23 protein-coding genes are annotated in these 24,734 nt (G+C 71.8%); 8 read left to right on the forward strand and 15 right to left on the reverse strand.

The window, feature by feature from the left end:
* Positions 1-240 precede the first annotated feature (240 nt).
* Entirely contained in the window at positions 241-1,611 is a 1,371-nt protein-coding gene (locus ACWFR4_RS37445; RefSeq protein ID WP_453656278.1) for an MFS transporter, read from the reverse strand.
* Positions 1,612-1,779: 168 nt separating this feature from the next.
* Between ACWFR4_RS37445 and ACWFR4_RS37450 the strand changes: the two genes are divergently transcribed.
* Both ACWFR4_RS37450 and ACWFR4_RS37455 read left to right on the forward strand, forming a co-directional pair.
* The gene (locus ACWFR4_RS37450) at positions 1,780-2,541 is read left to right on the forward strand and encodes a FadR/GntR family transcriptional regulator (protein WP_453469394.1); all 762 of its coding nucleotides are present in this window, start codon (positions 1,780-1,782) and stop codon (positions 2,539-2,541) included.
* A 155-nt stretch (positions 2,542-2,696) separates the two neighbouring features.
* Entirely contained in the window at positions 2,697-4,073 is a 1,377-nt protein-coding gene (locus ACWFR4_RS37455; RefSeq protein ID WP_453656279.1) for a pyridoxal phosphate-dependent decarboxylase family protein, read from the forward strand.
* A 115-nt stretch (positions 4,074-4,188) separates the two neighbouring features.
* On the opposite strand, the gene ACWFR4_RS37460 is transcribed toward ACWFR4_RS37455, so the two are convergent.
* Complete coding sequence (locus tag ACWFR4_RS37460; protein ID WP_453656280.1) at positions 4,189-5,754, reverse strand: flavin-containing monooxygenase; 1,566 nt, start codon at positions 5,752-5,754, stop codon at positions 4,189-4,191.
* A gap of 70 nt (positions 5,755-5,824) precedes the next feature.
* Between ACWFR4_RS37460 and ACWFR4_RS37465 the strand changes: the two genes are divergently transcribed.
* The 5 genes from ACWFR4_RS37465 to ACWFR4_RS37485 all read left to right on the forward strand — a co-directional run bounded on the left by ACWFR4_RS37465 (position 5,825) and on the right by ACWFR4_RS37485 (position 10,157).
* Positions 5,825-6,844 carry an AraC family transcriptional regulator gene (locus ACWFR4_RS37465; protein ID WP_453468796.1) on the forward strand — a complete coding sequence of 340 codons (1,020 nt, stop codon included), beginning with the start codon at positions 5,825-5,827 and terminating at the stop codon, positions 6,842-6,844.
* A gap of 129 nt (positions 6,845-6,973) precedes the next feature.
* Entirely contained in the window at positions 6,974-7,531 is a 558-nt protein-coding gene (locus ACWFR4_RS37470) for a hypothetical protein (protein WP_453468797.1), read from the forward strand.
* 51 nt (positions 7,532-7,582) lie between these two features.
* Positions 7,583-8,398, forward strand: coding sequence for a dienelactone hydrolase family protein (locus tag ACWFR4_RS37475; protein WP_453468798.1), 816 nt, complete (start codon positions 7,583-7,585; stop codon positions 8,396-8,398).
* Between the two features lie 92 nt (positions 8,399-8,490).
* The gene (locus tag ACWFR4_RS37480) at positions 8,491-8,850 is read left to right on the forward strand and encodes a DUF779 domain-containing protein (protein WP_453468799.1); all 360 of its coding nucleotides are present in this window, start codon (positions 8,491-8,493) and stop codon (positions 8,848-8,850) included.
* 74 nt (positions 8,851-8,924) lie between these two features.
* Positions 8,925-10,157, forward strand: coding sequence for a phosphodiester glycosidase family protein (locus tag ACWFR4_RS37485; RefSeq protein WP_453656281.1), 1,233 nt, complete (start codon positions 8,925-8,927; stop codon positions 10,155-10,157).
* A 10-nt stretch (positions 10,158-10,167) separates the two neighbouring features.
* Here the strand turns inward: ACWFR4_RS37485 and galE are convergent, their stop codons facing one another.
* From galE to ACWFR4_RS37545, 12 genes are all read right to left on the reverse strand, one after another.
* Entirely contained in the window at positions 10,168-11,163 is a 996-nt protein-coding gene (gene galE / locus ACWFR4_RS37490; protein WP_453468401.1) for a UDP-glucose 4-epimerase GalE, read from the reverse strand.
* Positions 11,164-11,243: 80 nt separating this feature from the next.
* Positions 11,244-12,815, reverse strand: coding sequence for a hypothetical protein (locus ACWFR4_RS37495; protein ID WP_453656282.1), 1,572 nt, complete (start codon positions 12,813-12,815; stop codon positions 11,244-11,246).
* Between the two features lie 100 nt (positions 12,816-12,915).
* The gene (locus ACWFR4_RS37500) at positions 12,916-13,110 is read right to left on the reverse strand and encodes a hypothetical protein (protein WP_266556035.1); all 195 of its coding nucleotides are present in this window, start codon (positions 13,108-13,110) and stop codon (positions 12,916-12,918) included.
* Between the two features lie 116 nt (positions 13,111-13,226).
* On the reverse strand, positions 13,227-14,084 hold the full coding sequence (locus ACWFR4_RS37505; RefSeq protein ID WP_453656283.1) for a phosphatidylinositol-specific phospholipase C/glycerophosphodiester phosphodiesterase family protein: 858 nt from the start codon (positions 14,082-14,084) through the stop codon (positions 13,227-13,229).
* A 164-nt stretch (positions 14,085-14,248) separates the two neighbouring features.
* Positions 14,249-14,914, reverse strand: a complete 666-nt coding sequence (locus ACWFR4_RS37510) for an ABC transporter ATP-binding protein (protein WP_453656284.1) — start codon at positions 14,912-14,914, stop codon at positions 14,249-14,251.
* The gene (locus ACWFR4_RS37515) at positions 14,907-15,875 is read right to left on the reverse strand and encodes an ABC transporter ATP-binding protein (RefSeq protein WP_453656285.1); all 969 of its coding nucleotides are present in this window, start codon (positions 15,873-15,875) and stop codon (positions 14,907-14,909) included. The genes ACWFR4_RS37510 and ACWFR4_RS37515 overlap by 8 nt, the downstream gene beginning before the upstream one ends.
* Positions 15,872-16,738 carry an ABC transporter permease gene (locus ACWFR4_RS37520; RefSeq protein WP_453468406.1) on the reverse strand — a complete coding sequence of 289 codons (867 nt, stop codon included), beginning with the start codon at positions 16,736-16,738 and terminating at the stop codon, positions 15,872-15,874. The genes ACWFR4_RS37515 and ACWFR4_RS37520 overlap by 4 nt, the downstream gene beginning before the upstream one ends.
* Positions 16,731-17,696: an ABC transporter permease gene (locus tag ACWFR4_RS37525; protein WP_453656327.1), complete on the reverse strand. Its 966-nt coding sequence runs from the start codon at positions 17,694-17,696 to the stop codon at positions 16,731-16,733. Before ACWFR4_RS37525 ends, ACWFR4_RS37520 begins: the two co-directional genes overlap by 8 nt.
* A 23-nt stretch (positions 17,697-17,719) precedes the next feature.
* A complete protein-coding gene (locus ACWFR4_RS37530) occupies positions 17,720-19,321 on the reverse strand; it encodes an ABC transporter substrate-binding protein (RefSeq protein ID WP_453656286.1) in 1,602 nt (533 codons plus the stop codon).
* Between the two features lie 93 nt (positions 19,322-19,414).
* The gene (locus ACWFR4_RS37535; protein WP_453656287.1) at positions 19,415-20,506 is read right to left on the reverse strand and encodes an acyl-CoA dehydrogenase family protein; all 1,092 of its coding nucleotides are present in this window, start codon (positions 20,504-20,506) and stop codon (positions 19,415-19,417) included.
* Positions 20,503-21,690 (reverse strand): acyl-CoA dehydrogenase family protein, encoded by a 1,188-nt coding sequence (locus ACWFR4_RS37540; protein ID WP_453656288.1) that lies wholly within the window; start codon positions 21,688-21,690, stop codon positions 20,503-20,505. Before ACWFR4_RS37540 ends, ACWFR4_RS37535 begins: the two co-directional genes overlap by 4 nt.
* Positions 21,687-22,661 (reverse strand): NADPH:quinone oxidoreductase family protein, encoded by a 975-nt coding sequence (locus tag ACWFR4_RS37545; RefSeq protein WP_453656289.1) that lies wholly within the window; start codon positions 22,659-22,661, stop codon positions 21,687-21,689. The genes ACWFR4_RS37540 and ACWFR4_RS37545 overlap by 4 nt, the downstream gene beginning before the upstream one ends.
* Positions 22,662-22,844: 183 nt before the next feature.
* Here ACWFR4_RS37545 and ACWFR4_RS37550 point away from each other — a divergent pair, with 183 nt between their 5' ends.
* Positions 22,845-23,777, forward strand: a complete 933-nt coding sequence (locus ACWFR4_RS37550) for an SDR family oxidoreductase (RefSeq protein ID WP_453656290.1) — start codon at positions 22,845-22,847, stop codon at positions 23,775-23,777.
* 57 nt (positions 23,778-23,834) lie between these two features.
* Here the strand turns inward: ACWFR4_RS37550 and ACWFR4_RS37555 are convergent, their stop codons facing one another.
* A complete protein-coding gene (locus tag ACWFR4_RS37555) occupies positions 23,835-24,725 on the reverse strand; it encodes an enoyl-CoA hydratase/isomerase family protein (protein WP_453656291.1) in 891 nt (296 codons plus the stop codon).
* Positions 24,726-24,734 lie beyond the last annotated feature (9 nt).

Here is a 24,734-nt window from a genome sequence, read left to right on the forward strand (position 1 = left end):
CGTGGCGGCCCCCGGCTCCTGGGGGGTGGTATTCTTTACCGCGGGGGGCACCATTTCCCCCTCGGGGGGGGGACAATGGGTGGGCGGGGGGGACGCCCCCCGGGCCCACCCGCTACTCCCGCTACTTCCGCTACTTCCGCTACTTCCGCTACTTCCGCTACTTCCGCCGCTCCCGCCCGAGCAGGAACCCAGCCGCGCTCGTCAAAGGCGTCGGGGCGATCTGTTCCGTGCGGGCGGCCGCTACTCGGCAGGTGCGGCGGCCGGAGCCACCGACTCCTGCTCATCGATGTCCGCGGCCTCCGGCTCCGTGACGGGCGCCTGCCGGAACGCGGCGAGGCATACCGCGCTGACCAGCGCCATCGCGGCGAAGGCGATGGCGACGGGGGTCCATGAGTTCCCGGCGGCGCTGAACAGCCAGGTGGCCGCCGCCGGGGCCAGCGTGCCGATGAGCCCCGCCGTCTGGTAGCTCATGGACAGACCCGTGTAGCGCGCCCGAGGAGCGAACCAGCCGGATATGAGGGTGCCGATCGAGGCGTACGCGACGGTGCTGGCGAGCATCGGCAGGCACATCGCGAGCCAGAGTCCGGGCACGGAACGGGTGTCGGCGAGCCAGAACATCGGGAAGGCCACGACGAGGTGCAGCAGGATCCCGGTCAGCGTCACGCGGCGCAGCCCCAGGCGGTCGGCGACCAGCGCGGCCAGCGGGGTGCACACGATGACGACGACGGAGGCGGCCGTGCCGGCACCCGCCACCTGCGAGTCGGTGAAGCCGAGTTCGGTGACGGCGTACGTCGACATGAAGGTGACGACCACGTAGTAGCCGCCGACGGTGATGAGGAAGGCGCCGGAGGCGAGCAGCCAGGTCTTCCATGCGTCGCGGACGACGGCGACGAGCGGCGCAGCCTGCTTCTCCTCGGCCGCCTCGGCCCGGCGCGCCGCCTCGAACTCGGGCGACTCCTCGATGGAACTGCGGATCACAAGGCCGACCAGGACCAGAACCGCGGACAGCAGGAAGGGCAGGCGCCAGGCCCAGCCGACGAGCGCGTCGTGGCCCGCCAGAGCCGCCAGGGCGAAGACGCCGGTCGACATGAAGTAGCCGACCCCGTCGCCGACTTGGGGGAAGGAACCGAAGAACGCCCGGCGCCGCGGCGGGGCGTGTTCGACGGCGAACAGCACGGCGCCGCCCCACTCGCCGCCGACCGCGAGCGACTGGACCATGCGGATGAGGACGAGCAGGAGCGGCGCGGCGACGCCGATGGAGGCGTAGCCCGGGAGCAGGCCGATGCAGAAGGTGGCGCCGCCCATGAGGGTCATGGACCAGATCAGGGCGCGCTTACGGCCGTAGCGGTCGCCGATGTGCCCGAACACGACCGCGCCGAGCGGGCGTCCGAGGGATCCGACGAAGAGCGTCGCGAACGACATGAGCGTGCCGAGTGCCCGGTTCATCTCGGGGAAGAACAGCTCGGGGAAGACGAGCGCGGCGGCGGTGGCGTAGATGCCGAAGTCGTACCACTCGACGCTGGTGCCGATCATCGAGGCCCCGGCGACCTTCCACGGCCCGGATCGGCGCCGCGCCCCCGGGTCCGTAGCGCCACCTGCGACTGTGCTCATGTGCGTACTCCTTCACGGCCAACGATTGGGTTCGCCATGGACCCAAAAACGTGGGGGCGACGCTAAGGCGCTCATCAGGGGCTGTCAATAGGGTTCACACCAAGTCCAATATCATGGTCACTCGGGGCATGACGGGACGCGCGTGACCCGCGAGCTGGGAGAGGGCCCTTGAGCAACAGCGAGAGTCGTGACGAATGGACGACCGGAACGCGCCAGGCGGCATCGCACGCCGTGGTGGCCGAGGCGCTCCGGCAGCGCATCGCGCTCGGCGGCTTCGGACCGGGCGACCGGCTGCCCACCGAGCGGGAGCTGTCCGCGGCCTTCGGGGTGGGGCGCAACACCGTCAGGCAGGCGGTGCGTGAGCTGGCCGACGAAGGCCTGGTCACGACCACATTGGGGCGCAACGGCGGCACCCGCGTGGCGCCCACCCGGCCCGGCAAGGATGGTTCACGGGCCGCGATCACCGCGACGATCCGGGCCTCGCTGCGCGACTACATGGAGTACCGGCTCGCGATCGAGCCGTACGCGGCGCGCCTTGCCGCCGAGCGCGGGGCGGGCACGGCCCGCCGCGAACTGCTGGCGATGCTCGCCACCGACGTCGCCGACCTCGGCGAGTACCACCGCTGCGACACCGCGTTCCACCTCGGCATCGCGACCGCCGGCGGCAACGAGGTGCTCGCGGAGGCGGTGACGCGGGCCCGCGCCGAGATGTTCGTGGGCGGCAACGCGCTGTGGCTCGGCTCCGACTGGAGCCGCGTGTATCCGGCGGAGCGGGACTTCGGCTCCGCGTTCCGGGAGGAACACGAGGCCATCGCGCTCGCCGTACTGTCCGGCGACGGGGACGCGGCCGAGGCGCGGATGCGGGATCACCTGCACGACTCGCACCGCCAATTCCTGGCGCTGCTCGACCAGTTCGCCGCCCAGGACTGACCCCGGGCGCGCTCCCGCGCCCCACGCGGACGGGCCCGGCACCCGTACTCCGTGCGCCCGTCGATTGACGCGCGCCCCTGGCGACGCCTACTCTCCGAAATGGGTCCAGCTGAGACCCAAAAGGATTCCGCAGCGCGCGACAGGAGAGACGCCCCGTGCACTCTTACGACGAGGACCTCACTCAGCAGGTCATGGACCACCTGCTGCACCGACTCCGGCTCGACCCGCCGCCGCTCGGCCGCCTCGGCGACCACCAGGAACTGACCCTGGCGCTCAAGGACGCGATCGGACCCGCCCCGCAGCCCCCCGCCGACGTGCTGCGCACCTACACCGACTCCCTTGAGCCCACGGTCGTCTCGTGCGACCACCCGGCCTTCCTCGCGTTCATACCCGGCGCCCCCACGAAGGCCGCCGCGCTGTTCGACATGGTGCTCTCGGCGTCCTCGCTGCACGGCGTCTCCTGGCTGGAGGCGTCCGGCGCGGTCGCGGCGGAGAACCAGGTGCTGCGGCTGTTCGCCGACCTGGCCGGGCTGCCCGCCGCCGCCGGCGGCTGCTTCGTGAGCGGCGGCTCCGCCGGCAACCTCTCCGCCCTCGTCGTCGCCCGGGACACCGGCCGCCACCGGCGCGGCCTGGACGAGCACGCCCAGGTCCGCGTCGCGGTCAGCGACCAGGTCCACTCCTCGGTCGGCAACACGCTGCGCATCCTCGGCGTCGAGCCCCTCGTCGTGCCCACCTCCGACCACCGCCTCACGGGCGAAGCCCTGCGCGCCGCGCTGGACGCCGCCGAGCGGGACGGCGGTGCGCCCGTCGTCGCCGCCGTGGCGACCGCGGGCACCACCAACGCCGGCATCATCGACGACCTCGAGGGTGTCGCCGAGCAGACCCGCGCCCGTGACCTGTGGCTGCACATCGACGCCGCGTACGGCGGCGCGGCGCTGTTCGTACCGGAGCTGCGCGAGCGGCTGCGCGGCATCGAGCACGCCGACTCGCTCGTCGTCGACCCGCACAAGTGGATGTTCGCGCCCTTCGACTGCGGCGCGCTGCTCTACCGCGACCCGAAGCTGGCCCGCGCGGTCCACACCCAGGACGCCTCCTACCTCGACGCCATCCACGGGGCGGACGGCGCCGACGACGAGACCGAGTGGAACCCGAGCGACTACGCGTACCACCTCACGCGCCGCCCCCGCGGTCTGCCGCTGTGGTTCTCGCTGGCCGTGCACGGCACCGACGCCTACCGCGACGCCGTCGCCCGGGGCGCCGACATCGCCCGTCGCACCGCCCGCCTCGTCGAGCGGACCGAGGGTCTGGAGCTGCTGCGCGAGCCCGAGTTGACGGTGGTTCTGGTGCGTCGCACCGGCTGGCAGCCGGAGGACTACTACGCCTGGTCCAAGAGGCTGCTCGCCTCGGGGACCGCCTTCGTCACCCCGAGCGTCTGGGAGGGCGAGACGGTCGCCCGCCTCGCCTTCCTCCACCCGGACATCACCGAGGAGACCGTCCGCGCCATCCTCGACTCGCTCGTCGACGAGGGGTAGTTCGAGCGCAAGGCCTCACGGCCGCGGGGCGCGTCACCGGGCCGTACAGGCGTCGACACGTGGACCAGGGTTCGTCACCGTGCCGTACAGGGGTCGGCACGCAGACAGCGACGCGTCACCGTGTCGACGTCGCCGCCTCGACCGGCTCCTTGCCTGTGCGGCTGCGGGCCGCGCGGACCGTGGACGCCGGCGTGGGGGCCAGCGTCCGGTGCAGGTTGGTGCGCATGGTCGACGCGGCGTCGAGCACGTAGTTCTGCCGGACCTTCCACGGGCTGCGGTCGCCCTGCCGGGGGAACGCGTCGATGGAGCGCTTCACGTAGCCGGAGGCGAGGTCGAGCAGCGGGCGCTCGTTCAGGGCGCCCGTCGGCCTCGGCTCCACCGCCGCGTAGTCGTGGCGGCGCATGTGGTTGAGCACCTTGCACACCAGCCGCGAGGTGAGGTCGGCGCGCAGCGTCCAGGAGGCATTGGTGTAGCCGATGCACACGGCGAAGTTGGGTACGCCGGTCATCATCGCGCCGCGCCACACGAACTGCCGGTTCAGGGGGACGGGTTCACCGTCGACACGTGGCGCGATGCCGCCGAAGGCGAGGAGCTTGAGTCCGGTCGCGGACACGATGATGTCGGCCTCCACGACGCGGCCCGACTTCAGGCGGATGCCCTCGGGGACGAAACGGTCGATGTGGTCGGTGACGATGTCGGCGTCACCCGAGTTGAGGACCTTGAACAGGTCCGCGTCGGGCACCGCGCACAGCCGCTGGTCCCACGGGTCGTACGACGGTGTGAGGTGCTCGTCGACCAGTCGGTCGTCCTTGACGATGCGCTTGTTGAGCCCGGTGAGTACGCGCCGTGCCACCTTCGGGCTGCGCCGGCAGAACTGGTAGACGCCGATGGTGAACAGGATGTTCTTGGTGCGCACCACCCGGTGGGCCGCTCCCGCGGGCAGGGCGGCGCGGATGCCGTCGGCGAGTCTGTCGCGCGAGGGCAGCGAGCTGATCCAGGTCGGGGAGCGCTGGAGCATGGTGACGTGGGCGGCGCTCCGCGCCATCGCGGGGACCAGCGTGACGGCGGTGGCGCCGCTGCCGATGACGACGACGCGCTTGCCCGCGTAGTCCAGGCCCTCGGGCCAGAACTGCGGGTGCACGACCGTGCCGGAGAAGGAGCCGGCGCCCTCGAACTCGGGGGTGTGGCCCTTGTCGTAGTCGTAGTAGCCCGCGCAGGAGTAGAGGAAGTCGCAGGTGACGGTGGACAGCGTGCGCAGGCCGTCCTCGTCGGTGCGCTCCAGCGTCAGGGTCCAGCGCGCCGCCTCCGTCGACCAGTCGGCGGCGAGCACCTTGGTGCCGTAGCGGATCCGCCGGTCGATGCCGAACTCGGCCGCCGTCTCCTTGATGTAACTCAGGATGGACCCGCCGTCGGCGAGCACCTTGCGGTCGCGCCAGGGCTTGAACGGGTAGCCCAGCGTGAACATGTCGGAGTCCGAGCGCACGCCCGGGTAGCGGAACAGGTCCCAGGTCCCTCCCATGGACTGCCGCGCCTCGACGATCGCGTACGAGCGTTCCGGGCACTCGGCCTGGAGCCGGTACGCGGCCCCGACACCGGACAGGCCGGCGCCCACGATCACCACGTCGATGTGCTCGGCCGGGGCCCCGGAGCCGGCGGTGCTGGAGTCTGCGGTGTGCGTCATGTTTCCCAGTGTCGGGAAGCACACCCCTCAGGAATTGACCTGGGACGACAGATCTTTGACCCTGGACGACATGTCCGTGATCAGATCGGCGGGGCTGCGCGGCTTTCGCGCCACGGTGGCGGAGCTCGGCGGTGACGCCGACTTGTACGCCCGGCAGGCCGGTTGCCCACCGGCCGCGCTCGACGTGGACGACCTCCTGGTGCCGGAGGAGGCGATGGCGACGGTGCTCGAACTCGCCTCAGCGGACCTCGGCTGCGCCGACCTCGGGCTGCGCATCGCCGCACGGCAGGACCTGGGCATGCTCGGCGCCCTGGCCCTCGCCATCCAGAACTCCGACACCCTCGGCGACGCCCTGGAATGCACGACCCGCTACCTCTTCGTCCACGCCCGCTCGGTGAATCTCAGCCTCGAACCCGATCCGTACGGCACTCCGGGAATGGCCGCGCTGCGCTACGGCGTGCGCGAGGGGATCGTGGCACCGCCGCAGGGCATCGACCTCTCCCTCGGCTTCATACACCGCGCCATCGGATATCTGGTCGGCCCGTACGGACTGGGCTCCGTGGAACTCCCCCACCCCCTGCTCGCCCCGCTGTCCGTGTACGAGGACTTCTTCGGCGTACCCGTCAAAGCCGACCGCCCCGCGGCGCTGCTGCGCGTCCCCCTGAGCCTGGCCAACCGGTCGCTCGGCGGCAGCAACTCACATCTGCGCCACCTCGCGCTCGCCTACCTCGACGAGCAGCTGCCGAAGGAGCCGGCGGACGTCGTGGGCAGCGTCCGGGCCGTCGTCGAGCAGTCGCTCGGCACGTCGTCGCCCGAGATCGGGGCCGTCGCCGGCCTGCTCAACGTCCATCCGCGGACCCTCCAGCGGCGGCTGCGCGCCGCGGGCACGACGTTCGCCGAGGTCATCGACGAGGAGCGCCGAACCGCCGCCCACCGCTATCTCACCGGCACCGACCTCCCCCTCGGCCAGGTCGCCCTGCTCCTCGGCCTCTCCGAGCAGTCGGCCCTCAACCGCTGCTGCCGGCGCTGGTGGGGCGCCACACCGCGCGCCATACGCCTGGGCCGGCAGGGACAACCGACAGACCAGTGAGCGGCCCTCGGCCCCGTCCGGCCGACGCGGGCCTTGGGCCGACTGCCCCACTGCGCCAGCCACCCCTACCCCGTCCCACTTATGGTGCTTTACGAGGATGATCCGGCCGTGAGGACGTAGGGAGTGCGCATGCGGCGTCTCACGTGGGCGCGAGCCGTACTGGCAGTCGTCCTGGGGAGCGTCCTCGTCGCCGGAATGCAGGCACCCGCCGCCCACGCCGAGAGCCGTCGCGCGGAGTGCGGCACGGACGCCTACCCGTGCGCCGGGGTGAATTGGCTGTACGAGTACAACTTCAGCCTCGGGCTGCATCCGTTCACCACCCCGCACGACGTCCGGTCCCAGCTCACGCACCACTTCTGGCTGTTCCCCGTGGCCGGCAGCGGCTGCCGGGGGACGGTGCGGCGGGGCGATCAGTGTTCGCTGGTGGGCGACAATCCCGTGTCCGTCGAGCGCGTGGGGAAGACCTACTTCCAGATCACCACACTGCCGGGACACAGCCTCGGGGACGGTCTCCACATCCGGTTCTCCTTCTCGCGGACCCTCGGCATGCATTTCCTGACCGTGCGCGCCTGGTACGACGAGGCGACGACATGCACCAACGGCTGCGGCATGGTGAGCGGGCTGTTCGCCCTGGCGGTGTGGCAGGTCCTTTCGGACACACTGAAGATCTCGGCGTTCGCCGCGTGAGATCGTGGGCCACGCCCGCCCGTTGCTCACTGGAGTCCAAGGAGAAGCGTCGTGACCGGATCGGCACCGACCTCTGATCTCACCGGCTGGCAGAAGGCACCGTTCACGGGCGCCGGGCTGACCTACGACGTGTACGAGAAAGGCAGTGGTCCCGGTGTCGTGCTGATCCCGGAGATCCCCGGCATCACGCCCGCCGTGCTCGGCCTCGCCGACCATCTGGTGGCGCAGGGGTTCACGGTCGCGATCCCGTCCCCGTTCGGCGAGCCGGGCCGCGAGGAGTCCGTCGGCTACGCGCTCAAGATCATGGCCCGGCTCTGCGTCGCCTCCGAGTTCCGCGCCTTCGCCACGAACGCGCGCCGGCCCATCGCGGACTATCTGCGTGCGCTGGCCCGCGAACTCGCGGCGCGCACACCGGGTCCCGGGGTCGGCGTCATCGGCATGTGCTTCACCGGAGGCTTCGCGCTCGCGGCCGCGGTGGACGACGTCGTGCTCGCGCCCGTGCTCAGCCAGCCGTCGGTCCCGTTCCCGGTCAGCGGGGCGCGGCGCGTCGACCCGGGCCTGTCCCGCGCCGAGTTCGACACGGTCGTCAGCCGCTCCAAGGAGTCCGGCCTGTGCGTGCTCGGGCTGCGCTTCAGCGAGGACAGAGCGGTGCCCGAGCAGCGGTTCCGCACCCTGCGCGAGCACCTCGGCGACGCGTTCGAGGTCATCGAACTGGACTCGTCCCCGGGCAACGCGGGCGGCTTCGCCAAGACCGCGCACGCGGTGCTCACCGCGGAGGTGCGCGAGGAGCCGGGCAACCCGGCGCTAGCCGCCCGCGAACGCGTCGTGTCCTTCCTGCGCGAACGGCTGGTCCCCGAGGGTTCTTAGATCCCGGGGCCTGGCGCGGGGCGCAACCTTCCTGCAACGTAGCGGGGAGTTGACTGTGGCCCCGCGACACCGTCCTACGGAAGGAGCCCGCCGTGAGTGACGAGGCCCCGCGTGTGGAGCTGACCCCTGCGGCCGCCGATCTGCTGCGGCGGCTGCGTACGGCCCATGGGCCCCTGATGTTCCATCAGTCCGGCGGGTGCTGCGACGGCAGCGCTCCCATGTGCTACCCGGAGGGCGAGTTCCGTACGGGCGGCAGCGATGTGCGGCTCGCGTCCCTGACCGTGGAAGGCGTCGCGGAGCCGGTCGCGTTCTGGATGTCGAAGAGCCAGTTCGAGGTGTGGAGCCACACGCGGCTGATCGTCGACGTGGTCGAGGGCCGCGGCAGCGGCTTCTCCCTGGAAGCACCCGAAGGTGTACGTTTCCTGATCCGTTCCCGGCTGGTCGGCACCTAGCCATCGACGTGCCCCTCCACGTCTGGTGAACTCCCTTGTGACAGGGGTGAGTTACGCGGACAGCAGGGGGTCACGTGAGACATCGCGACGGACGCTACAGATCGGCCCTGGCGGCCTGTGCCGCATTCGGCGCGCTGGCCGGCACCGTCCTCGCCGGGGCGGCGCCGGCCAGTGGCGCGGAGGGCGGCGGCACGGCGATCGCCCCGGGCGTCACGTACGAGGAGTTCGACATCCCCGCGGCCAAGGGCCTCACGCACGCCCATGTGCTGAGCGTCGACCTGCGCGACGCGCGGGTGCGGGTCGACCTGCTGCACCCGGACGCGGTCGGCGCCCGGGCCACCGTCTCCTCGCTGGCCGACGCGAGCGGCGCGGTCGGCGGCGTCAACGGCGACTTCTTCAACATCACCGAGTCCCAGCACCCCGGCGTAGAGGCCACCGGCGCCTCCGTCGGTCCGGCCGTCGCGAGCGGCCGGACGCTCAAGTCCGCCGTGCCGAACGGCCAGCGCTTCGGCCCCGCGCTCCCGCCCGGCACCACCACCGAGGACGTGCTCGGTGTGGGCGTCGACCATCGCGTCCGGCTCGACCGCATGGCCCTTGACGGCTCGGTCAGCGCTGACGGCCGACGGCTGCCGCTCGGCGGCCTCAACCAGTACGCCCTGCCGGTCGGTTCGGTCGGCGCGTTCACCTCCGACTGGGGCGCCGTGTCGCGGGTGCGCGCCACCTGCGGCACCGACACGAACCGGGCCGCGCCGTGCAGCACCGACACATACGAGGTGACCGTGCGCCACGGCCGCGTCATGTCATCGGCCGACACTCCCGGCAGCGGGCCCATAGCGTCCGGCACCACCGTCCTCGTCGGGCGCGAGGCGGGCGCGCAGGAGCTGCGGAAGCTGTCCGAGGGTGACCGCGTCCGGATCACGCACCGCCTGGTGGCGGCGACGTCGCACATTCCCTACCAGTTCGCGATCGGCGGCTACCCCGTACTGCGGGACGGCGCACCGCTGCCCGGCCTCGACGCCAAGACGGCCGCGGTCCGCACCGCCGCGGGCACCACGGCCGACGGCCGCCGCCTGTACCTCCTGGCTCTCGACGGCGCCCCGCAGTACCGCACCGGTCTGACCATCGCGGAAGTCGCCGACGCCATGAGCAAATTGGGCGCGGACGATGCCTCCAGCCTGGACGGCGGCGGCTCGTCGACCCTGGTCACGAGGGACCCGGGCGCCGCGACGACCACCGTGAGAAACCACCCGACGGACACCCCTGAGCGGGCCGTAGCGAATGGGATCGGGGTCTTCTCGCGGCGCTGACCGCCGCGCCCTACCCGGCCAGGATCTCGCCCCGGAGCGCCGCCCACCGAAGGGAGTCACGGATGCCGTCGGCGACCGAGTGCCGGGGCTGCCACCCGAGCAGCTCCTTCGCCCGGTCGCTGCGCGTATAGGCCCCCACGACGTCACCGGGCCTGCGCGCGGTGTCGACGGACGCGATCGGTGCGTCCGTCACGCTGTTGAAGGCGTCGAGGAGTTCACGCACGGTGGTGCCCGTGCCGGTGCCGAGGTTGACGGCCGTGGACGTGGTCGCCCCGGCGAGGAGGGTGTCGAAGGTCCCCAGGGCGGCCACATGGGCGGCGGCCAGGTCCCAGACATGCACGTAGTCCCGGATCCCGGAGCCGTCGCGGGTGGGATAGTCGGTGCCGGTGACCCGGAACGGCACGCCGTCCTCCTGGGCCAGGATCATCTGGCCCAGGGCATGGCTGGGGCGCGGCAGTTGCAGGCCCGTGCGCATCTTGGGGTCGGCGCCGATCGGGTTGAAGTAGCGCAGGGACAGTACGCGGATGGGCCGGGTGGCGGCGATGTCGGCGAACATCGCCTCGCACACGGCCTTGGTGCGGGCGTAGGGGCTCAGCGGCTCGACGGCGGACTCCTCGTCCACGGTCAGGTCGTCGTTCGCGCGGTAGATCGAGGCGGAGGAGCTGAAGATCATTCGGGGGCAGCCGTTGCGCAGGAGATGGCCGACGAAGTCGAGGCTCTTCGCCACGTTCGCCTCGTAGTAGCCCACCGGATCCGCGACCGAGTCCGGCACCACGATCAGGGCCGCGCACTGGATGACCGTATCGATGTCGGGATGCTCGGCGAAGACCCGGTCCACGAGCGTGCCGTCCGCGATGTCACCCTCGTAGAACACGCGCCCTTCGGTGAACTCCCGCCTCCCTGTCACCAGGCTGTCGAGGATGACCGGGGTGATCCCGGCGTCCAGACAGGCCGAGGCGATCGTGCTTCCGATGAATCCGGCGCCTCCGGCGATCAATACCTTCACAGCGAGCTCCTCCGTCGACCGATGCGTTCGGTTCTGTTGGATTCTGTTGAGAGGAGCCTACCCGGAGCGCGCCGCGCGTCTCATTTGCCGTCCCGCACCGCCACAAGCCCGTTGAAGACCCCCACGTACGCGGTGCCGTCCGGGCCGAGTGTGACCGGGGCCCAGTTGTTGTCGTAGGCGATTCCCGTGCCCGCCAGTTGCTTCCAGCGGGGCTCGCCTGTGCGGAAGTCGACTGCCGTGAGGTACCAGGCGTCTATGCCCAGGGAGTTGGGGTCCTTCGTGTAGAAGTACAGGAGGCCGTTCGCGGTGGAGAGTTTGGGGACCGTGGAGGGGGAACGGACCTTGCTCTCCCACACCGTGTCGCAGCCCGAGCCGTCCTTCCGTACGTCGACCCGGGTCACGCCACCGACCACGGAGCGGCCGAAGGTGAGCGAGGTGATGTTCTCGTAGCCGTAGTTGTTCTCGACGACGAGGCTGTTGCCGTAGCTGATCAGGGAGTTGTCGGTCGTGGAGGCGCCGGAGCCGAAGACGGGGACCTTGCAGACGAGACGCCGGCCGTCGGGGACGTCGCGGCCGCGACGGTAGACCAGGATGTTCATGCGGTCGTCCGCGTTGTCGGTGATCGCGACGTAGTCCTCGCCCACGCCGAACAGGTCGGGCGTGGTGCCCGAACCCTGGTTCACCGAGCCTGGCTTGGTGCCCGTGCCGCGGTCGTACGTCTGGCGCCACACGGCCTTGGGAGTGCCGTCCGGCGCCGCTTCGAAGCTGTAGAGCGCGTGGTCGGAGACGATCGAGACGCCGTCCTTTGCCACCGAGAAGGAGTTCTGGATCTCCTCCCCCGGCAGCTGCACGGACTTGATGGTGCCGTCGGCCGGATCGACCGTACCGACGCGCCCCTGCCGCGTCACCCACCAGATGCGGCCCTGCCAGTCGGGCATCACCGAGGTCACCGGGTCGCACGTGCCGCTCGGGTAGAGGTTCGTCCAGCTCACGCAGTCGTGCGGCACCCGTCCCGTCAGATCCCAGTCGTCGCTCACGCGGAAGCTCCAACTGCCGTCCGCCGCCTGCTCGTGCACGAGTCTGACGATGTGCTGCCGCGAGTCGGCGAGCACGAGCCGGTCCTCGTTGTCGAGGTACGAGTAGGCGCCGCCCGAGGTGTCCTTGAAGATCTTCGAGAAGTCGAGCCGGGTGATGGCCTCGACGGTGGACGGGCGCTGCGGGAGCTTGTACTCGGCGAGGGTCTCGAGGGTGTGCGGGTCGAGCAGTTTCACGAGGAAGCCGGTGAAGGTGCCGCAGACGGTGACGATGCGGCCGTCCTTGTCGAAGGTCACCGTCGCGCATTCACCGCCGAGCGCGGCCATCTTCTCGCTGCTCGCCGTGGGCGCGTTCCCCAGCGGTCCGCTCCAAGGGTACGTGCCGCTGCCGGCCGCGTCCGCGTGCATGCCACTGCGGCCGTTCGCCGCGAGATACGGGTGCTGCGGCGGCCCCTGCCCGGGCACGGGACGCGCCTCGGCGGGTGCGCCCGCGTACTGCTCGACGAGCCGGTGACCGGGCGCCTTGGGGATGTCGTCGGCCTGGGCGGGGTACGCGACGCCGGCCGCAGCGATCGTCATGATCAGGGCGAGGGCACGGCTCAGGGCTCTGCTCGTCATGGCGCGAAGCTAGGGCCACACCCTTGAAGTGTCCATGCACACAGGGGTGTTGTTCATGAACCCGAAACGATCACTCACCGCGTGGATGGCAGTGGAACGATCACGGATGCAGGCCGCTCACGATCCCCGCCGTCGCCGTCAGGCCGTTTTGCAGCGTGGGCGCCATACTTGTGCCGGCCAGCAGGAATCCCAGCAGCACGCAGACCATCGCGTGCGAGATCTTCATCGCGCCGTTGCGCAGGAAGACCACCGCCAGGATCAGAAGCAGCAGCACGACCGAAATCGACAGGGACATCGCCGAACCTCCTCCGCCACGCCAACACCGCGGCTTTCGGCCGCAAGTGTGGCGTAGCGGAGGCTGCGCCCGGGCGAGTGACGTGTCCCCCGAACGGGTGATGTGGCGGTGGCCGCCTACTTCTCGTGGGCGTCGAGGAACACTTCCAGGCCCGCGAGGTCGTCCGTGTTGAGGTGGTCCACGCCCGCGGCGAGCAGCTCGCCCCACACGGCGTCGCGCTCCGGACCCGCCACGTCGGGCGTGGCCCAGAAGCGGACACGGCGGCCCTCCCGGTGGGCGGCCGACACGATGGAGCGCAGCTTCTCGCGCTCGGCGGCCGGGAACGGTCCCGCGCCCTGCCAGGTGAAGTTGTTCGTCCAGTTGTCACTGATGAGCGGGGTGAAGGAGGCGGGCGCGGCGGCGCCGAGGTCGGTGAGGCGGCCGTCGTAGAACGCGCTGCGCACCCGCTGCCGCTCCATGGGCTCGCGGGCGGCGCGGTCCCCGGAGATCACGGCGGTCACCGCGCCGCTGCGGACCCGGCCGTGAGCGTAGGTGGTGAACAGGTTGCGGTGGTCGCGCAGTTGGCGGTCGAGTTCGAGGTAGGTGGCCGCGCCCTCGGTCTTGATGTCGACGAGGAGCTGGAGCGGCGTGCGGTAACCCCGGTACACGGAGCCGTGGTTGGCCTTGACGCGGGCCGCGAGCGGTTCCAGGTAGAGCGCCGCGAGGGTGCGCTTCGGGTCGAGGTCGACCGGGTCGTGGGCGACGAGGAGCTGACCTTCGACGAGGTAGATGTCCGCCTCGACGCTGGCGAAGCGGTGGTCGAGGGCGTCGAGGAGAGGCCGGGGATGCTCGTAGTCGTTGTGCGCGTGGGCGCGCAGCAGAGGGCGGGGGCCGCGTCCCCGCTCGGTCGCCTGCGCGTACCCGGGCACGGCGGCGGTCGCAGTGACCGCCGCGGCGAGGGTGGTGAGGGCTCTGCGACGGGTGAGGTGGGCCATGTTTTCCTCCCGGGGAGTGCCGTACGGGGCCTCAGCGAGTATGAGGTCCCATAGGTGTCAATGGGCAGGTCCGGGGCGGGAGTTGGCCGGACCTGCATGCCGCGTTCACCTGCCTGCTCAGGGTGAACGGCGGGCTGCCGGGCGGGGGCCGGCCCGGCACTCCCTCACCTGCCGTCTCCGGCGGAGCCCAGCGCGTCCCACTCCACCGTCCGGCCGCACCAGCGCTTCAGCAGGCGCCGGTCGTGGCCCACGGCCAGCAGTCCCGCGCCGGTCTCGGCGCGATAGCCCTCCACGGCGCCCACCAGGGACGCGGTCGTGGACGCGTCGAGCATCGCGGTCATCTCGTCGCAGATCAGCCAGCGGGGGCGCAGGGCCAGGGCGCGGGCGAGGCAGGCGCGTTGCAGCTGACCGTCGCTGACCTCGTGGGGGCGCCGTGACAGGAGGTCGGTGCCCAGGCCGACGGTCGCGGCCAGCTCGCCGACACGATCGTCCGGTTTCAGGCCGGAGGCCCGCAGCGGTTCGGCAATGAGGTCGGCGAGGCGCAGCCGTGGGTCGGCCGACATGCGCGGCTGCTGGAAGACCAGGCCGAACGCGGTGCGCTGCTCACGGGGCGCGCGGTGGCGCCAGCCGCGGGCCGGCTCACCGTCGATGACGACGCGGCCGGAGTCGGGGTGGTGGAGCAGAGCGGCGACGCGGGCAAGAGTGGACTTGCCGCAGCCGCTGGGCCCGAGGAGCCCGACGGCCTCTCCGGTGGCGATGGTCAGGCCGGCGTTCCGCACGACGGGGTTGCCGCGCTCGTACCCGGCGGTGACGGAGATCAGTTCAAGCACGCGGCGCCTCCAGCGGGACGGTCGAGGGATGGTGGCAGGCCACGCCGTCCGCGAGTGCGGGGCGGGTCCCGCAGATGTCGGTGGCGCGATGGCAGCGCGCGGCGAACGCGCAGGCCGCCGGGAGCGCGCCCAGTTCGGGCGGCATTCCTGGGATGGGCGTGAACTCCCTCTCCGGCAGGGCGTCGAGGAGGCCGCGGGCATACGGGTGCCGGGGCCCGGGGCTGCCGAAGAAGTCGGCGGCGTCGGCGAGTTCGACGATGCGGCTCGCGTACATCACGGCCACCCGGTCGGCGATCCGCTCGGCCGCCGCGAGGTCGTGCGTGATGAGCAGGAGCGCGCGCTCCGCCCCGATGTGGCGGCGCAGTTCGTCGACGGTGCGCTCCACGAGGTCGCGGTCGAGTCCGGTCGTGGGTTCGTCGGCGAGGAGCAGGGGCGCGTCGCCGACCAGGGCCAGCGCGGTCGCGGCCCGCTGGGCGAGCCCGCCGGACAGTTCGTGCGGGTGCCGGTCGAGATGCCCGGCGGGGAACGCGGCGCGCTCCGCAGCCTCCTCGGCGGCGGCCCGCAGCCTGGGCCCACGTCGTACACCGGTCAACTCGCCTACTGTTTCCTCCAGTTGGGAGCGGACGGTGCGTACGGGTGTGAGGTGTGCGGCGGGGCTCTGCGGTACGAGGCCGACGCGGCGGCCGCGGACGGTGCGGGCCAGGGTGCGCTCGTCGGCGGCGAGCAGGTCGAGGTCACCGATGTACGCGGACCCGGCGGTCTCCGCGTTGCCCGGCAGGAGCCCGAGGAGGGCCGACGCGAGCACCGACTTGCCGCAGCCGCTCTCGCCGACGAGGGCCAGGCACTCGCCGGCCGCGAGGTCGAAGCGTGCGCCGCTGACGGCCTGGACGTACGCGCCGTCGCGCATGCGGAAGCGTACGGACAAGTCCCTTACGGACAGCACGGGTTGGGGCCCGGTCACAACATGAGCTCCGATCGGCGTCGGGGGTTGAGGCGTTCTCGCCAGGCGCCCGCGAGGCCCGCGATCGCCAGGGTGGGCACGATGATGAACAGGCCGGGGAAGAGCGTCGGCCACCAGCCCCCGGCGAGCAGCGAACCCCGCGCGGACTGGACGAGGGTGCCCAGGCTCGCCTGGTGCGCGGGCAGGCCGAGGCCGAGGAAGGAGAGGGCGGACTCGTGCCAGATGGCGTGCGGCACCATCAGGACGGCGGCGAGCGCGGCCTGCGGCAGAACGCCCGGCAGCAGGTGGCGCACGGCGATCCGCCACCGCGACGAGCCCCCGGACACGGCCGCGTCGATGTACGGCCGTGAGCGCAGGGAGAGCACTTCGGCGCGCACGATACGGGCCGTGGACAGCCAGTGCGTGAGCGCCACGGAGACGACGACCGGCCAGATGCCCGGCCGGAACATGGCGACGACGAAGATGCCGAGGAGCAGGTGCGGCACCGACGAGAAGACGTCCACGAGCCGCATGACGACCCGGTCCGTCCAGCCGCCGACGGCGCCCGCGAGCGCCCCCACGGCCGTGCCGATGACGGTCGCCACGACGGCGGCGACGACCCCGACGAGGAGGGAGACGCGCAGCCCGTAAACGCAGCGCAGCATCAGGTCGCGGCCCACGTCGTCGGTGCCGAACGGGTGGACCCACGAGGGCGGTTGAAGTTTGGCGGCGAGGTCGACGGCCTGTTCGTCGAGGTGCGCGAGGGGCGGCACGACGAGGACGGCGAGGACGACCGCCGCGACCAGGACGGCGGACGTGCGCACCCGCCATGCGCGCGTGGAGCGGCGCGCGCCGCCGTAGGCGCGCCAGGTGAGCTCAGCCATCGAATCCCACTCTCGGGTCGGCGAGGCCGTACAGGAGGTCGGAGGCCAGGTTGCCGAGGAGCACGGCGAGCGTGGCGAGGACGGTCAGCGCGGCGAGCAGCGGGAAGTCCACGGACGTCGCGGCCTGCACGGTCGCCGCGGCGATCCCCGGCCAGCTGAACACGGTCTCCACCAGGAGCGCGCCGGTGATCAGTTCGGGTACGCGCGAGCCGATGAGGGTCAGAACGGGCAGCATTCCGGAGCGCAGGGCGTGGCCGATCAGGACGGTGCGCGGGGCGAGTCCGCGTGCGCGCGCCCCACGGACGCGGTCCTCCTCGAGGGCGTCGCCGACGCCCTGGCGTACGTACAGGACGAACCAGGGAAGTTGCGAGACGGCGAGGACGGCGGCGGGGAGCACCAGGTGCGAGGCGACCTGCCCGGCCGTGATCGTGGTGCTGGCGGTGTCGGTGAGTCCGCCGGCCGGGAGTACGCCGAATTTGAGGGCGAACAGCCATATGGCGAGCAGGCCGAGCCAGAACGGGGGCGCGGCTTCGAGGGTGTAGGCGACCGCGCTCACGGTCCGGTCGAGCCATCCGCCCTGGCGGCGCGCGGCGAGGACGCCGAGTGCCGTGCCGAGCAGGACGGCGGCGAGGAAGGCGGTGGCGGCGAGCAGGACGGACCAGCCGATGCGTTCGCCGACGACGTCGGCGACGGGCTGTCGCAGTACGGCGGAGTCGCCCAGGTCGCCCCGGAGGGCGGAGGTCAGCCAGTCCCACCAGCGGGTGACGAGGGGCCGGTCGACTCCGAGGTTGGCGCGGAGCTGGTCGAGGTTGTCCTGCGAGGCGGTGAGGCCCGCCGTGCCCGCGTAGGCCTTGACGGGGTCGAAGGGGGACGCGGCGGCGATCGCGAAGACGCCGAAGGTCACGGCGGCAAGGACCGGGACGGCGAACAGGATCCGCCGTCCCGTCAGGCGCGCCATCGGCCCCCAGGGCAGCCGCCCCTTCACGAGGCCGGCTGCCACTTCTCGACGTTCCACCAGGGGCCCGAGGCGAGCCCGTGGTCGTGCGGCTCGACCTGGGTGGTGAGGTCGCCGAACCGGTCGCCGACGACGTAGAGGTGGTCGATATGGGTGAGGAAGGTGTAGCCGGGGTTCTTCACGAGTTCGCGCTGCACGGTGTCGTAGGCGCCCTTGCGCCTGTCGCGGTCGTCGGTCCTGCGGGCCGCGTCGAGGGCCTTGTCGACACGCGCGTTGTCGTACCAGGCCATGTTGTTGAAGCCGTCGCCCGCGAGGGAGGACTTGAGGAGCGTGTACTGGTCGAAGTCGGGGTCCGCCGGGGAGCCGCCGCCCGCGAGGACCGCGTCCTTGGGCATGCGCGGCTCGATGACCTCCCAGGTACCGGACTCGACCTTGATCCGGATGCCGAGCTTCTTGGCGTCGGAGGCGTAGGCGAGGGCGTGGTCCTGGCGGAGCTTGTCGCCGGTCAGATACCAGAGCGGGAAGGAGGCGCGGACGCCGTTCCTGGCCCGGATCCCGTCCTTGCCGGTCTTCCAGCCCGCGTCGTCGAGGATCTTTCCGGCCTTCGCGAGGTCGTGGGTGCGCTCGGTGCCCTCGGTGAACCATGGGCTGTCGGTCGGGACCGGCCCGTACGCCTCCTTGCCGGCGCCGTAGAGGATCGAGTCGACCATGGCCTTGCGGTCGACGCCGATGTCGAGCGCGCGCCTGACGGCGGCGTCCCCGGCGACCTTGTTGCCGGTGGGCAGGGTCACGACGCGGTAGTCGAAGGTGCGGGCGGCGTACGTCTTCTTGTCGCCGTCGCTCTTGAACGTCGCAGCGAGGGCGGGTGGCAGGATGGCGCCGTCGAGGTCGCCGGAGCGCAGCCGGGTGGCGCGCACGTCGTCGTCCTTGATGATGGCCATGGTGAAGTTCCTGACCTTCGGCTCTCCGCCCCAGTAGCGGGGGTTGGCCTTGAAGGTGAGCTTCTCGCCCTTGGACCACTTCACGAGCGTGTACGGCCCGGTGCCGACCGGCTTCGTGGTGAAGTCGCCGGTGTTGACGTCCTGCTTGCCCGCTATGTGCTCGGGCGCGACGGGTAGGACGGTGCGCTCGGCGAACGGGGCGTAGGGGTACTTGAGGCGGAAGACGACGGTGTCGTCCCCCTTGGCCTCGACCGTGTCGACGGCGTCGAGCTCCGTCTTGGAGGCGTTGTTGGTCTTCTTGTCGAGGATCGTCTCGTAGGTGAAGACGACGTCCTTCGCCGAGAAGGGCTTCCCGTCGCTGAACCGCACGCCGTCGCGCAGCTCGTACGTGTACGTGCGGCCGTCGGCGCTCACCTTCGGCAGCGCGGCGGCGAGCGCGGGCTTCAGCTCCATGTCCGCGTCGTGGGTGAGCAGCCCGTCGAAGATCTTGGAGTTGCCGTCCTTGCCGTAGCCCAGGAGCGGGCTGAGCGTGTCCGGTTCATAGGCGATGCCCACGACCGCGCTCGACCCTGCCCGCCCCTTGCCGCCCCCGCCCGAGCCGCCGGGCGCCGAACAGGCCGCGGCGGTCACCGACAATGCGGCGACCGCCGCCACCGCTGTCGCACCTCGTGCCGGCCTGACCATCATGCCCACCCCTATTGAAGATCAACTCTTATTGCGAACAAGTCGCAATAGTGCCATCTCGTCAAGGGAAGGTAAAACCCGGCGTCGGACCCGGTGTCAGGGCGCCCGGAGGTCGACCAGCTCGGCCAGCTCCTCCCGGTGCCTGCCCGCGGAACCCAGGGCGATCGAGTCGGCCTTGGCCCGCTTGAGGTAGAGGTGGACGGGGTGCTCCCAGGTCATGCCGATGCCACCGTGCAGCTGGAGCGCCTCCTCCGCCGCACGGACGGCCGCGGGTCCCGCGTACGCCTGGGCGACGGCCACCGCGACATCGGCGTCGTCGCTCCCGGCGGCGAGGGTGTCCGCCGCGCTGCGGGCCGCGGCGCGGACGCCGACGACCTCCAGCCACACCTGGGCGAGCCGGTGCTTGAGCGCCTGGAACGAGCCGACGGGCCGGTTGAACTGGTGACGTTCGCGCGTGTAGCGGACCGTTTCGGTCAAGCACCACTCGGCGAGGCCGAGTTGCTCGGACGCGAGAAGTCCCGCTCCGGCCCGCAGCGCGCGGCGGACGGCCGGAACGGCGTTGCCGGTCAGCACCCGCGCGCGTGCACCGGCGAAGGTCACCGTGGCGACGGGCCGGGTGGGGTCGAGGGACGTCCGCGCCTCGACGGTGACGCCGTCGTCGGTCACGTCGACCGCGTACAGACCACTGCTCGTCGGTACGAGGAGCACATCGGCCGCCGCAGCGTCGGCGACTCCGGTGACCTGCCCCTCCAGCCGGCCGCCCTCCTCGCGTACGCCGCTGAAGGCCTGACCGGGCGCGGCCGACAGGGGCACGGCGAGCACGCCCACCGTGCGGCCCGACGCGAGCGCGCCGAGCAGCGCGGAGGCCTCGTCGCCCGCGCAGTCGAGGAGCGCCTCGGTCGCGACGACCGCGCTGGTGAGATAGGGGACGGGGGCGACGGAACGCCCCAACTCCTCCAGGACCACGGCCACTTCACGGTGCGTCGCGCCCTGGCCGCCGAGCTCCTCGGGGACCAGCAGACCCGCGAGCCCCATGCCCTCGGCCAGGGACTTCCACAGCGCGCGGTCGTGCGGCTCGTCCGTCTCGACGCGGGCGAGCACCGAGGCGGCGTCACAGTGGGCGGCGAGAAGGCCGCGCACGGCGGACCGCAGCGCCTCTTCCTCCTCCGTGTACAGCAGATCGCTCATCGCGCGAGGTCCTTCCAGGCGACGTCCTTGTCGGTGCGCGGCTCGGACGGCAGCCCGAGGACGCGTTCGGCGACGATGTTGAGCAGTACCTCGCTCGTCCCGCCCTCGATGCTGTTGCCCTTGGCGCGCAGATAGCGGTATCCGGCGTCACGGGCCAGGAAGTCCACGACGGCCGGCCGACGCATGGTCCAGTCGTCGTACAACAGGCCATCGTCGCCGAGGAGTTCGATCTCCAGGCCGCTGATCTCCTGGTTGAGGCGGGCGAAGCCGAGCTTCATGCCGGAGCCCTCGGGGCCCGGCTGGCCCGCGGCGAGCTGCTGGCGCAGGCGCTCGCCGGTGAGGCGGGCGACCTCGGCCTCGACCCACAGCTTCAGGAGCCGCTGGTGCAGGTCGTGGGTGCGCAGCTCGGGGCGCTCGCGCCACGTCTTCGCGACCGCGGAGATCATGCCGCCCTCGCGCGGGATGCGGGAGCCACCGATCGACACACGCTCGTTCATCAGCGTGGTCTGCGCGACCTTCCAGCCGTCGCCGACCTCGCCGAGGCGGTGCGCGTCGGGGATGCGGACGTCGGTGAGGAACACCTCGTTGAACTCGGCCTCGCCGGTGATCTGGCGCAGCGGCCGTACCTCGACGCCGGGGTCGGTCATGTCGCAGATGAAATACGTGATGCCGCGGTGCTTGGGCACGTCCGGATCGGTGCGGGCGATGAGGATGGCCCAGCGGGCGGTGTGGGCGCCGGACGTCCACACCTTCTGGCCGTTGATCACCCAGTCGCCGGTGGCCTCGTCGCGTACGGCGCGGGTGCCGAGCGCCGCGAGGTCGGAGCCCGCGCCGGGCTCGCTGAAGAGCTGGCACCACACCTCCTCGCCGATCCACAGCGGGCGCAGGAAGCGCTGCTTCTGCTCGTCGGTGCCGAAGCCGAGCACCGTCGGGGCGGCCATGCCGAGGCCGATGCCGATGCGGCGCGGATCGTTGTCCGGGGCGTCCGCCGCGGCGAGTTCGGCGTCCACGACGGCCTGGAGCGAGCGCGGCAGACCGAGCCCACCGAGGCCCTGCGGGTAGTGCACCCAAGAAAGACCGGCGTCGAAGCGGGCCTTCAGGAAGTCGGCACGGTCCGTGGTCGCGGGCGGATACGCGGCCAGCAACTCCTGGGTGCGGCGGCGCAGTTCGGTGGCGTCGGTCATGCGCCCGCCCCCTCGTGGCCGGGCACCACGGCGACACGGCCGGTGGTGACACCGTCGGCTACGCGCTGGACCGCCGCCGCCGCGCCGGCCAGCGGCACGCGCTCACTAATCAGCGGCTTGATCGCGCCGCGCGCCGCGAGCTCGGTGAGCTGCTCGTGGCAGTGGGCGACCAGCTTCGGGTCCTTGGTGTTGTACAGGCCCCAGTGCAGGCCGAGGATCGCGTAGTTCTTCACCAGAGCGTGGTTGAGGCCAGGGCTGGGGATCGTGCCGCTCGCGAACCCGACGACGACGATCCGGCCCTCGAAGGCGACGACCTTCGTGGACTGCGTGTACGCGTCGCCGCCGACCGGGTCGTAGATGACGTCGGCGCCCCGGCCGCCGGTGGCCTCCTTCACGGCGGCGATGACGTCCTGCGCGCGGCGGTCGATGACGACGTCGCAGCCGAGGTCGCGGGCCACCTTCGCCTTCTCCTCGCCCCCGACGACGCCGATGACGGTGGCGCCGGCGGCCTTGCCGAGCTGGACGGCGGCGCTGCCGACGCCGCCGGCCGCCGCGTGCACGAGGAGCGTCTCGCCCGCCTGGAGGTGCGCCCTGCGGTGCAGGCCGAACCAGCCCGTCTGGTAGCCGATGTGCAGGGCCGCGGCCTCGGCGTCGTCGAGCGCGTCGGGCGCGGGCAGCAGGGCGGCGGCGTCCGCCACGGCGTACTCGGCGAAGCCGCCGTGCGGCAACGCGGGGTTGGCCAGGACGCGCCGGCCGTCCTCGGTCTCGCCGCAGATCTCCACACCGGGCGTGAACGGCATCGGCGGCCGCACCTGGTACTGGCCCCGGCACATCAGCGCGTCCGGGAAGTTGATGTTCGCCGCGCGCACCCTGAGCAGGACCTGCCCGTCCCCGGGGACGGGCCGCTCGACGTCGGCGAGCTCCATCACCTCGCTCGGCTCGCCGTTCCGGTGCACTTGCCATGCCTGCATGCGGGGCCTCCACGGGACTTCTTCGTCTTACCGGGCTCGCTCGCATACTAAGCGGTCGCTTGGATATCTGGGAACAGGCCGGGGACCCTTTTTCGCGCACGCCGTCGCGGGCTTGTCCCAGGCGACGCCCCAGGCGATGTCGCAGGCATGGAGCTTTCGGCGCCCACGCGGTATCGATACGGCATGACGGACTCGACCGGCCCCGCCCGCGCGACGACACCGGGTCTACCCGCTCCTCCCCCGGCCGGCACGACGGCACTCCCCCCGGGAACGTACCGGGGAAGCCTGGTCCTGGTCACCGGTGGCGGGACCGGGCTCGGGAAGGCCGTCGCCGCCGAGTTCGCGCGGCTCGGCGCGGACGTCATGATCGTGAGCCGCAGGGCCGCACACCTCGAGCCCGCGCTGGAGGAACTCGCGGGGCTCAGCCGCGACGGCGGATCGGTGACCGCCGCGGTCTGCGACATCAGGGACCCCGACCGCATCGCGGAGGTCTTCGACGCGGCGGAGGCGTCCCACGGGCGGGCCCCCGACGTCCTGGTCAACAACGCGGCGGCCAACTTCCCCGTACCCGCGGAGGACATGAGCCCGAACGCCTGGCGCACCGTCGTCGACATCACCCTCAACGGCACCTTCTACATGACCCGCGAGTTCGGCCGCAGACATCTCGCGGCCGGCACGCCGGGCTCGGTGATCGCCGTCGGCGCCTCCTACGCATGGACGGGCGGCCCCGGCTTCGCCCACAGCGCGGCGGCCAAGGCGGGCGTGAAGAACCTGGTGGAGACGCTGGCCGTGGAGTGGGGCCCGTACGGGATCCAGGTCAACGGCCTTGTGCCGGGCCTCATGCCGCACGAGGACATGACGGGGGACATCCGCGCCAACCTCAGCCTGGAGGCGGGTCACGGTGAGTATGACGCCCGGCAGCCCGCCCTGCGCGTCGGCGCGCCCCGCGAACTGGGCTGGGCCGCCACCTTCCTCGCCTCCCCCTACGCCCGCTTCATCAGCGGCCACACACTCGTCGTGGACGGGGCGAACTGGCAGCGGCGCGGACTGGTGAGCCCGCCCGTGGTGACCGTGCGGGAACAGATGGGGAGGGGGCCGTTCCGGGAGGGACCGTGAAGGGCTGCCCTCAAGCCAGCTCTACATCCCGTCCAAGCCCTACTCCCCGTCCACGCCCTACTTCCCGTCGAACCGCGGCTCGCGCCGCTCCGCCTTCGCCGTGTACCCCTCCCTGATGTCCTCCGAGGTGAGCGTGAGCGCCGCGCTCATCGCCACTCGGTCGAGCGCTGCCCCCATACCAGCGTCCGCGAAGGTGTCGATGTCCCGCTTGACGGTCTGCACGGCGAGCGGCGCGTTGGCCGCGATCTCCGCGGCGACCGAGTGAGCGGCCCCCTCCAACTCGCCTGTCCCGGTGACCTGTTGGACGAGTTGCAGCCGGTGCGCCGTCCCCGCGTCGATGCGGCGACCCGTCAGCGCGAGGAACTTGGCCCAGCCCGCGCCCGCCTCGCGCGCGATCCGCAGATCGCCGCCCGCGTCGACGGCGACCCCGAGCCGCGTCTCCGGCAGCGCGAACACCGCGTCGTCGGCCGCGATCCGCACATCGGCCATCAGCGCCAGCTCGAACCCGACGCCGAGGCAGTAGCCCTGTACGGCCGCGACGACGGGCTGCGGCAGGCCGGCGAACGCGCGGAACCGCTCATGGACCCAGCGGATGCCCTCGTAGTAGTTGCGCGTCCGCTCGGACCCCGAGCGCCCCGTGATCCCGCCGCCGGGCGCCTTGATGTCGATGCCCGCACAGAAGGCGCGCCCCTCGGCCCGCAGCAGCACCACCCGGATCGTGTCGTCGAAGCGGATCCGGTCGGCGAGCAGGCCGAGTTGACGGCTCGACTCCCAGCTCCAGGCGTTCAGCTTCTCCGGCCGGCACAGGGTGAGGACGCCGATGCCGCCCTCCTCGACGTGCAGCCGGAGCCGCCGTGCGCCGTCGCCGTCGCCTTCGCCGTCACCGGGGAGTTCGTTGCTCGTCGTGTCGATCATCTCGCCACCGCCCCCACTTTCCTGACGTGCCATCAGAAGGAG

The sequence above is a fragment of the Streptomyces sp. NPDC055140 genome (genome assembly GCF_053607285.1).